Annotated in this window: 11 protein-coding genes, 2 pseudogenes and 1 riboswitch; of the genes and pseudogenes, 2 read left to right on the top strand and 11 right to left on the bottom strand. The window is 71.9% G+C overall.

Annotated elements, in window-relative coordinates; translation table 11 throughout:
* Window positions 1–173: 173 nt before the first annotated feature.
* Window positions 174–785 (bottom strand): hypothetical protein, encoded by a 612-nt coding sequence (locus tag ACIRU3_RS46830; RefSeq protein WP_404070448.1) that lies wholly within the window; start codon window positions 783–785, stop codon window positions 174–176.
* Window positions 786–983: 198 nt separating this feature from the next.
* Between ACIRU3_RS46830 and ACIRU3_RS46825 the strand changes: the two genes are divergently transcribed.
* Window positions 984–1679: a glycoside hydrolase family 75 protein gene (locus ACIRU3_RS46825; RefSeq protein WP_404070446.1), complete on the top strand. Its 696-nt coding sequence runs from the start codon at window positions 984–986 to the stop codon at window positions 1677–1679.
* A gap of 13 nt (window positions 1680–1692) precedes the next feature.
* On the opposite strand, the gene ACIRU3_RS46820 is transcribed toward ACIRU3_RS46825, so the two are convergent.
* The 3 genes from ACIRU3_RS46820 to ACIRU3_RS46810 all read right to left on the bottom strand — a co-directional run bounded on the left by ACIRU3_RS46820 (window position 1693) and on the right by ACIRU3_RS46810 (window position 4272).
* Window positions 1693–2394, bottom strand: a complete 702-nt coding sequence (locus ACIRU3_RS46820) for an SDR family oxidoreductase (protein ID WP_404070444.1) — start codon at window positions 2392–2394, stop codon at window positions 1693–1695.
* 60 nt (window positions 2395–2454) lie between these two features.
* Window positions 2455–3243 carry a WD40 repeat domain-containing protein gene (locus tag ACIRU3_RS46815; RefSeq protein WP_404070442.1) on the bottom strand — a complete coding sequence of 263 codons (789 nt, stop codon included), beginning with the start codon at window positions 3241–3243 and terminating at the stop codon, window positions 2455–2457.
* Window positions 3244–3366: 123 nt separating this feature from the next.
* The gene (locus ACIRU3_RS46810) at window positions 3367–4272 is read right to left on the bottom strand and encodes a class I SAM-dependent methyltransferase (RefSeq protein WP_404070440.1); all 906 of its coding nucleotides are present in this window, start codon (window positions 4270–4272) and stop codon (window positions 3367–3369) included.
* 170 nt (window positions 4273–4442) lie between these two features.
* Between ACIRU3_RS46810 and ACIRU3_RS46805 the strand changes: the two genes are divergently transcribed.
* Window positions 4443–5216 carry a phytanoyl-CoA dioxygenase family protein gene (locus tag ACIRU3_RS46805; RefSeq protein WP_404070438.1) on the top strand — a complete coding sequence of 258 codons (774 nt, stop codon included), beginning with the start codon at window positions 4443–4445 and terminating at the stop codon, window positions 5214–5216.
* Between the two features lie 197 nt (window positions 5217–5413).
* On the opposite strand, the gene ACIRU3_RS46800 is transcribed toward ACIRU3_RS46805, so the two are convergent.
* From ACIRU3_RS46800 to ACIRU3_RS46770, 7 genes and pseudogenes are all read right to left on the bottom strand, one after another.
* Complete coding sequence (locus ACIRU3_RS46800; RefSeq protein WP_404070436.1) at window positions 5414–5764, bottom strand: hypothetical protein; 351 nt, start codon at window positions 5762–5764, stop codon at window positions 5414–5416.
* A 148-nt stretch (window positions 5765–5912) separates the two neighbouring features.
* Complete coding sequence (locus tag ACIRU3_RS46795; protein ID WP_404070434.1) at window positions 5913–6665, bottom strand: CbtA family protein; 753 nt, start codon at window positions 6663–6665, stop codon at window positions 5913–5915.
* Between the two features lie 21 nt (window positions 6666–6686).
* Entirely contained in the window at window positions 6687–6905 is a 219-nt protein-coding gene (locus ACIRU3_RS46790; protein WP_404070432.1) for a CbtB-domain containing protein, read from the bottom strand.
* Between the two features lie 36 nt (window positions 6906–6941).
* Window positions 6942–7091, bottom strand: a riboswitch (cobalamin riboswitch).
* A gap of 127 nt (window positions 7092–7218) precedes the next feature.
* Window positions 7219–7416: pseudogene (locus tag ACIRU3_RS46785) on the bottom strand (NAD(P)-binding domain-containing protein); the annotation flags it as partial.
* 32 nt (window positions 7417–7448) lie between these two features.
* Complete coding sequence (locus ACIRU3_RS46780) at window positions 7449–8525, bottom strand: enoyl-CoA hydratase/isomerase family protein (RefSeq protein WP_404070430.1); 1077 nt, start codon at window positions 8523–8525, stop codon at window positions 7449–7451.
* Window positions 8522–8904 (bottom strand): annotated as a pseudogene (locus ACIRU3_RS46775) (acyl-CoA dehydrogenase family protein); the annotation flags it as partial. The pseudogene ACIRU3_RS46775 and the gene ACIRU3_RS46780, both read right to left, overlap by 4 nt.
* Window positions 8905–9001: 97 nt before the next feature.
* A partial coding sequence (locus tag ACIRU3_RS46770) for a Fe-Mn family superoxide dismutase (RefSeq protein WP_404065262.1) occupies window positions 9002–9145 on the bottom strand: 144 nt, incomplete at its 5' end.

Below are 9145 nucleotides of genomic sequence, written 5' to 3'. Positions count from 1 at the left end.
CGCCCGGCCGCGCGCGCCCGGCCCGGGCGCGGGGCCCGGGGCCCCCGGCCCTTCCCCGGGCGCCCCCCCCCCCCCCCCCGCGCGCCCCCCCCCCCCCCCCCCCGCCCCCCCCCCCCCCCCCCCCGGGGGGGGGGCCCCCCCCCCCCGCCGCTGGACTCCCCCGCCGGATCGGGTCAGTCGATGCGCACGTCCGCGTGCAGGACCTCGAACTCCTCCAGGCCGACGACGCTCACGCGCGCCTTGGCCGCGCCTTCGTGACGGGCCGCCGCCTGGCCGGCCCGCGACGCCACCATCGAGTCGCGGTCGACGAAGAGGGTGCCGACCCGGCCCGTGCCGCGCTCCCGGTCGATGAACAGGCCGGCTCTGGCCAGACCGGGCATGGTCTCCAGGAGAGGGACCACGGTCGTCCGGAAGGTCTCGGCGAACAGGTCGGCGTCCGCTGGTTCGAATTCCACCCTGGTGACGCGCAACCCGCCGCCCACCCGAGGCGGCTGGAGCGTGTGGGAGACCACCGCCTCGAAGTTCTCCACCGTCAGTGTGCCGGCGAACGCGCCCAGCAGCGCCGCTCTGTGCTGCCGCATGACTTCGTCACTGTTGCGCCGCGCCTCCATGGAGTCCCACCAGCTCAGGCCGAGCAGCTTGCCGAGCTCACGGTCCACGAAGACCCCGGATCCGCGATAGCCCGGACGCTCCTCGAGCAGCTCCCGCCCCTCGGTGTTCAGCGCCCTGACAGCTGTGTCGATCTTCTTGGGGTCGCCGGTCACATAGATGGTGCGTACGAACATGACTCCTCGCCTCCCAGTTCGACATGACCAGTGTTCCCTGGAGGGCAAATCACTGCATCTGGTGACAAAAGCCCTGCAAACAGCCCAGCCGGCACGACTTCCCCGACTTCCCCGCAAGGGCTTGACGAGAACATGAGGATGGGGCCACCTTGTACGGCACCCGGTAAGGAAACTTTCCTAACAGAAGGGTCCCCCACAGTGCGTCTTCGAACACTGACCCTCGCCGCGGCCTCCGGGGCCGCCCTCCTCGCAGCCGGAGTGCTGCCCGCCAACGCCTCCGGAAACCCCACACCCGCTTCCACCCGCGAGGGCTCGGTCAGCGCGGCCGACCTGCTCGCCAAGGTGCAGTCCTGTTCGCAGATATCCAGCGGCAAGTACAAGACCGACGACGAGACTTCGGCCACGATCCCCGTGTGCGGCAAGAACGGCGCGGTGTTCTGGAAGGCCGACATGGACATCGACTGCGACGGCCAGCGCACCACCAACTGCAACGAGGACCGCGACCCCTGGTACCAGGACGACACGGCCTTCCACCAGTCCGACGGCAAGCCGCTGAAGGCCGAGTCCCTGCCGTACGTCGTCGTGCCCAGCTCCAGCAGCATCTGGAACTACTCCAGCGCGGGCATCAAGGGCGGCGGCGTGGTCGCCGTCATCTACAACAACAAGGTCGAGTACGCCGTCGTCGGCGACACCGGCCCCACGAAGATCATCGGCGAGGCTTCGTACGCCACCGCCAAGGCGCTCGGCATCGACCCCGACCCGGCCACCGGCGGGGCCGACTCCGGCGTCACGTACATCCTGTTCAAGAACTCCAAGGTCTCCCCCATCGAGAGCCACAGCGCGGCCGTCTCCCTCGGGGACCAGCTGGCCAAGCAGTTCCTGCAGAACAACTGACCCTGCTGTTACGTCAGTTGGGCTGACCCAGTGGACGTATGACCACGGTGTTGACATCGACCCCGGCCGGCTGCCGGATCGCCCAGACCACCGAGTCGGCGATCTGGTCCGCGGTCAGGAGATGCCCCGGGGGCAGGCTGCCGTAGCTGTCCCAGAACGGGGTCTCCACCCGGCCGGGGGCGACCAGCGTGACACCGATGCCGAACTCCGTGACCTGGCGCCGGGTGTTCTCGGCGAGGCCGGTGACCGCCCACTTGGTCGCGCCGTAGAAGTTGCCCGGAGTGTTCACGAACCCGGCGACGCTGCCGACGAGGACGATCCGCCCGCGGGTCTCCTTCAGCGCGTCGACGGAGGCGCGGATGAGGAGTGCGGGGCCGAGGACGTTGGTGAGGACCATCTCGGTCCAGCCGGACGGGTCGCCGTCGGCGACGCTGTCGTGGGTCGCGAAGCCGGCGTTGGCGACGACGGTGTCCAGCCGGCCGTACGCCTTGAGCGTGCGGTCGACCGCGTCCTGTATGTCGTCGAACGCAGCCGCGCTGCCGGCGACCGTCAGCAGTTCGCCGGGATTCCCCAGGCTGTCGGCGAAGTCCCGCAGCCGCCCTTCGCCGCGTCCGGTGACGGTGACCCGGTACCCGGCGTCCAGCAGTTGCCGGGCGACGGCGGCGCCGATACCGCTGCCGCCGCCGGTGATGAGCGCGACCGGAGAGTCGTTCATGGTTTCCCCCTGTGTGTCGGTGAACGGACAGGGAGTCCATCACTTGGAGCGCTCTCCAAGTCAAGTGCCGTCGCAGGTACGGCGGTACGGCACCGAGGGGAGGTAGCGGTGCCATTGCGACCTGGTCAGCCCCGCGCCGGTCCGCGCGCACACCGTGGCGGCGGCCCGGCGCGGCTCCAACGGGACCGTACGGTCGCTCAGATGGGCGGTCGCGACGTGCAGCTCCGCGCCGTCCGGCGGGAGGCCGAGCGCCAGCACCGGTCCGTCGCCTGCCGGGAGCCTGGCCGCCGGCAGGCGGGGTGAGGCCGTCTCCCACACCTCGACGGACCCGTCGGGCGCGCCGGCCGTGACCAGCGAGCCGTCGGCGGAGAAGGCCAGGGCCGTCCGCTGTACCGTGGAGCCGACCGCCCGCAGCACGGCCGTGCGGCGCCACGTGCGCGCGTCCCACAGGGTGACCCGGCCCCGGAAGTCGGCGACGGCGGCACACCGTCCGCCGGGGCTGAAGGCGCCCGCCACCAGGTGGTCCTCCCCTTTCACCCCCGCGACTCCCTTGCGCCGCCCGCCCGTCGAGGTGGCGACGAGCGTCCCGTCGGATCTCAGGGCGAGGCGGCCGGACGGATCGAGGGCCATGCGTTCCTCCGTCGGCGCCGGCCCGGGCCGCACGGGCCTGCCCTGCCGGTCGAAGGCGCCCCGGGTCACCGCCTTCTGCCGCCACGCCCCGCCGACGAGCCCGTGCAGCGCGACGGTGCCCAGGACGGGGGTGCGCGTCTGCTCCTCAGCGTGCGCCAGTCGGAGCAGGTCGCCTGGATCGGCGCACCGCCAGACCCGGCACACCGCCAGACCCGGCACACCGCCAGACCCGGCACACCGCCAGACCCGGCACACCGCCAGACCCGGCACACCGCCAGACCCGGCGCACCGCCAGACCCGGCGCACCGCCAGACCGGGCACACCGCCAGACCCGGCGCACCGCTAGACCGGGCGCACCGCCGTGTGCACGGTGTACGCACCCAGCAGGAACACGTCGGGCCTGCGGTGCACGCTCGCCGGGTCGGCCGGGTCGAGGAGCCGGTCCAGGGTGGCCCGGTCCTCGGCGTCCATGTCGTCGGTGCCCGCGTCGCGCAGCCGGGACAGGACGGCCCCGACGTAGTCGCGGGCCCGGTCGGTCGCCGGGGCGGGCAGGTCGAGCAGGAAGCTGCGGGTGCGGGTGTGCTTCAGACCTGCGGAGGTCAGCAGGGCCGCCCAGTCCTCGGTCTCGGTGACCGAGCCGGGCAGGTCCGCGCGCATCCGCGCGAACCACTCCTCCTGCACCACGTCCAGCCGTGCCTGGAGTCCGGGGCGCCCGATGCCGATGTCACGGGGCAGGAAGCGGGAGGGGAGGCCGCCTTCGAGGAGGGCCAGGGTGCCGCCGGGGGCGAGCCGGGCGGCGAACGCGGCGAGTGCGGCGCGCTGGTCGCCGAGATGGTGCAGGCTGCGGCTGGCCCACAGCAGATCGGCCGGATAGTCCAACTCGTCCAGCACGCCGGGCAGTTCACCGGCGAGGGTGTCGAACCGGTCGGTCACGCCCTGCCGCGCGGCGCGGGCGCGGGCTCGCTCCAGCAACGGCTCGGTCCCGTCGACGGCCACGACCCGCGCGCCGGGGAAGGCCTCGGCGAACAGGCAGGAGACGACACCGGGACCGCTGCCCGCGTCGACGATCAGCCCCGGCTCGGTCACCTCCTTCGCCAGCCAGGCCATGGCCCGCTCGTAGACGGGGGTGAACAGTTCCGCATGGGCCTCCAGCAAAGGGCCCATCTCACTCCAGTCGATGTCGGTGTCATGTCCGTGTCCATGTCCGTGCGCGTGCCGGTGCTCTGATGCGTGGTGGTCGTGCGCCATGGTGGCCAGCCTCTCCTCGGTGTGCGGCCAGCGTGCGACGGCACACCGGCCGGGGGCCAGCCGTATTGCCGGTACGGCAAAGACGAGCGACGGAATCGTGAGGGACGGCAAAAGGGCGGGCGGCAGAAAACCACATGCCGTACGGCCGGCCGATCACCGACGATGGCTCGATGGACGACGGACTGGTCGAGCGATTCCTGACCGACGGCTTCGTGCGGATCGAGGGCGCCTTCCCGCCCCGGGTCGCGGAGGACTGCGCGCGGCTGCTGTGGCGGGAGACGGGCTACGACCCGCAAGACCCGGGCACCTGGCAGGATCCGGTGGTGCGGGTCGGCGGAATGGCGCAGGGGCCGTTCGCGGCGGCGGCCAACTCCCCTGCGCTGCATACGGCGTTCGACGCGCTCGTCGGCCCCGGACGGTGGGAGCCGCGCTACTCGCTGGGCACCTTCCCCCTGCGTTTCCCGCACTCCGACGAGCCCGGCGACACGGGCTGGCACATCGAAGGCAGTTACCTGCCCGACGGCGCGGCCCACTACCACACGAACCTGCGCTCCCGGGACCGCGCCCTGTTGATGCTGTTCCTGTTCAGCGAGGTCACCGTGGCCGACGCCCCGACACGGATCCGGGTCGGCTCCCACCTGGACGTGCCCCGGATCCTCCAGCCGTACGGCGAGGAGGGCGCCTCCTTCCTCGAGCTGGGCCCTCGGGTGGCCGACGCCTCCTCGCACCGGCCGCTCGCCCATGCCACGGGCCGTCCCGGCGATGTGTACCTCTGCCATCCGTTCCTGGTGCACGCGGCCCAGCCGCACCACGGCACACGTCCCCGTTTCATGGCGCAGCCGCCGCTGTCCCCGGCGCTGCCGTACGACCCGGACCGCCCGGGCGCGAGCCGCTCGCCGGTGGAGGAGGCGATCCGCCGGGGTCTGTCCCTCGGTGCGGACTGACCCCGGCGGACGCTCGTCCGGTCAGGGCAGCGGCGAGTCCGACGGCTCCAGCAGCGCCATCCCGAACGACAAGGACAAGGGCTTCGACCGCATGTGCGACCCGAAGTGCACGGGTGTGCCCTGTGTGCCCTGCATCCGGTGGACGCGGGGCACAGTCGGGCGTATCTCCGGGGCGTCGACCGAGGCCGCACCGCCGTTCAGGACGGCAGGTCCCGGTGACGACGCAGCAGCGCCGCTATGGCGCAGCGCAGACAGTCGGGGCCGGCGTTCCGCTCCGTGGTCTCCTCGCCGGGGCACGACCGCGATGACGCCGTCGGTGCCGTCCCGGCCTGCTCGCGGCAGCCGTCCGCCGGGGCGGCTATCAGCGTCTCCAGGTCCTGCAGGAGCTGTTCGGTCCGCTTCGCCTGCTGGGCGAGCACGCGCACGCGAGCGCTCTGGCCGCCGATCTGGCGTCGGCTGGCGACGAGTTGCTCATACTCCTCCGGCGTGAGGGCCACAGCCTCGCGGCCACCGAGGATGATGTGGCGCGGCTGAAGGTGTCTGGCCACTCTGGTCCTCCGCTCCTCGCCCGGGTTTGATCCACGCCCAGCACGCAGGTTCTCCGTGTCCTGCCTGTGATGGGGTGGGAGTCGGTGTCCGGGGAACGCGAGAGGGCCCCCGGATGGTTCCGAGGGGCCCTGTCGTGTCCTGAAGGATTCAGTGTGCGGCCGGAATCGTCTGTCCACTCGCGGCGTTCGCGGGCTTCGGGTTCAGCAGGCGTTCGGCCAACTCGCCGAAGAGCAGACCGAAACCGCCCCACAGAACGGTCTGGATGGCCAGCGCCGAGAGCCGGAACCGCCACAGCAGAGCGGCCGGGAAGTCCTTCGGCACCTCGTCGACGACCGGCAGGAACTCATACGCCACCCCGATCACGACGACGAACGCCGCCACCGCGGCCACCGTCGCCCACCAGGCGCCCAGCGAGGGCGCGAGGCGCTTGCCCACCATGGTGGCGGCAATCGCCAGGAGCACGCTGAGCAGCATCATCAGGAAATACAGCGTGGTCCGCCTGCCGATGGTGTCCGGGTCACCGACCGACGGCGGATTGGCCGGGTACTTCAGGAACGGCACCACGTACACGGCCACCAGGGCACAGACCGACAGCAGCAGCGCGGTCGCCCGCGGGCTGAAGCGGCCCACCCGGCCCAGCGCGAAGCAGTACGCGAGCGCCGCGATGCCACCGAAGGCGACCCCGTAGACGAGGACACCGGTGGCCAGACCGGCGGTGGACTGCAGGGAGCGGGAGACGACTTCCATCTCGTGCTCGTGGGAGTGGGCGTCCTCGAAGCCGATCGCCCTGTCCACGCTCGGCTCACCGAGGAGGTAGGCGACGACGAGAGCGAGCACACCGGCGGCCAGACCGGCGAGCATGCCCCGCACGAGGAGGTTTCTTACCGTTGCGGAGTTCATGAGAGTGCGGCGTCCCTCGCGTCAGTGGCAGGGGAAGCCGAGCAGGTGACGGGCGTCGTGCACCCACTCATGGACGTCCGTGCCGCTGAACACGGAGGTGGCGCCCTGCTCGGCGCCGACGAAGTACAGCAGAACCAGCATCAGGATGCCGAAGAAGACCGCCCACGGCGCTATCGCCTTCAGCGGCAGCGTGGCGGGAACAACGGGAGTGGCTGTCGGCGGAGCGACGGTCTGCGCCATGGCAGGACCTCCTCTGGGAGTTCGCGTCCCATCTCGGTGGTGCACAGGACGACGGCCACGGGTCTGACTCACGAAACACCCCTTCTTCCAAGGTGTCTCGCACACAGTGGCGCGACCGTGCCGGATTCCCACCGGCTTCCGTCTCGCCGTCGTCAATATCGCACCGACCGTACCGCGTGCCGCCTGCCCGGCCAAGACCGCGTCCACCTGGCGGCATCCAGCCGGCACGCCAGGTGGACGGACCGGTGACCAGCGGGTCAGCGGTGGCGGAATTCCGGCGGTCGCTTGTCGACGAAGGCGCCCACGCCCTCCTGTCGTCGTAGAGGTCGAGGACGTGGCGGCCCGCGGGGAGCATGCTGACGACCACGTCGGCGCCCGCCACGGCGGCGGACGCGCATCCGGCCGGTTCGGCACCGGCCGTGGCCGCGGTGTCGAGGGCGTCGGGCACGAGGTCGTGGCCGGGTACCCGGTGGACGGCCTTGACCAGGTTGGCGGCCATGGGGCCGCCCATGTGACCGAGTCCGATGACGGCGATGGTGCGGCTCACCAGGCCACCTCCGTGGCGGCGTCGGGTCCGGCGAGCCCCAGCTCCCGGTCGCCGAGGGGGGCGAAGAAGCGTTCGACGTCGGCGTCGGTGACCTCGGCGAGCCTGGCCGGGGACCAGTGCGGGTTGCGGTCCTTGTCGATGACCTGGGCGCGGATGCCCTCCACCAGGTCGGCTGTGCTCAGGGTCGCGCAGGAGACGCGGTACTCCTGGTCGAGGACCCGCTCCAGCGGGCCGAGGCGCCGAGCGCGGCGCATGGCGACGAGGGTGACCTTGAGCGAGGTGGGCGACTTGGCGAGCAGGGTTTCGGCCGCCTCCTTCGCGTCGGGGCCGCCCTGGGCGAGCAGCCGGTGGATGATCTCCTCGACCGTGTCGGCGGCGTAGCAGGTGTCGATCCACTCGCGCCGTCCGGCCAACTCGCCCGGCGGCGAGGGCCGCACATGGCGTGCCAGGACGTCTCGTACGGGCAGGTCGGCGAGGTCGTCGACGAGGTGCCGGAGGGACGTGGACGGTACGTAGTGGTCGGCCAGGCCGCACAGCAGGGCGTCGGCTGCGCCGATCTGGGTGCCGTTCAGCGCGAGGTGGGTGCCCAGTTCTCCCGGCGCGAGGGCGAGGAGATGCGTGCCGCCGACGTCGGGGACGAAGCCGATGCCGGTCTCGGGCATGGCGATCCTGGACCGCTCGGTGACGACCCGGACGCTGCCGTGCGCGGAGACGCCGACACCGCCGCCCATGACGATGCCGTCCATGACGGCGACGTACGGCTTGGGGTAACGGGCGATGCGGGCGTTGAGGTGGTACTCGTCGCGCCAGAACGCGGCGGAGGCGGTGCCGTCGCCGTTGCGGGCGTCGTCGTGGACGGCGCGGATGTCACCGCCCGCGCACAGGCCGCGCTCCCCCGCGCCGGTGATGACCACGGTCTCCACGGAAGGGTCGTGTTCCCACGTGGTCAGGGCCGCGTCGATGCGGCGCACCATCTCGTGGTTGAGGGCGTTGAGGGCCTTGGGGCGGTTGAGGGTGATGTGGGCGGCCCGTCCCGCGGTGTGCAGCAGGACGGGGGCCTCGGTGCCGCTCATCCGAACGCCTCCGTCAGGCCGCGGGCCACGATGACACGCATGATCTCGTTGGTTCCTTCCAGGATCCGGTGGACGCGCAGGTCACGGACGATGTTCTCGATGCCGCACTCGCTGAGGCAGCCGTAATCGTCGTGCAGCTGGAGCGCGCGGTCGGCCACCGAGTACCCGGTGTCGGTGGCGAACCTCTTAGCCATCGCGCACAGGCAGGGGGCCTGTGGATCGCCCGCGTCGAGTGCCCGGGCGGCCTGCTGGACCAGGGCGCGGGCGGCGGGCGGCCCGGTCGCCAGGTCGGCGAGGCGGAAGCGCAGCGCCTGGGCGTCGAGGAGGCGGCGGCCGAACGCCTCCGGTCGGCGAGGTGGGTCAGGCTGCACGGAAGGGCTCCCGCGAGCGGTCTGCCCGCGGGAGCCCTTCGTCGTGCGCCTGCCGGTGAGCGGTGAGAAGACGATCACGAGCAGGACATCGGGGTGACTGCGTGGTCAGGGGCGCAGGAGCAGGCTGTCGCCGCGCTCCTTGGCGGCGGCGTACCGCCTGGCCACGTCCTGCCAGTTGACGACGGCCCACATCGCGTCGATGAAGTCGACCTTCTGGTTCTTGTACTGGAGGTAGAAGGCGTGCTCCCA

This window comes from Streptomyces sp. NPDC101151 (genome assembly GCF_044768335.1).
GTDB lineage: Bacteria > Actinomycetota > Actinomycetes > Streptomycetales > Streptomycetaceae > Streptomyces.
This window is presented reverse-complemented; position numbering and strand designations above follow the sequence as displayed.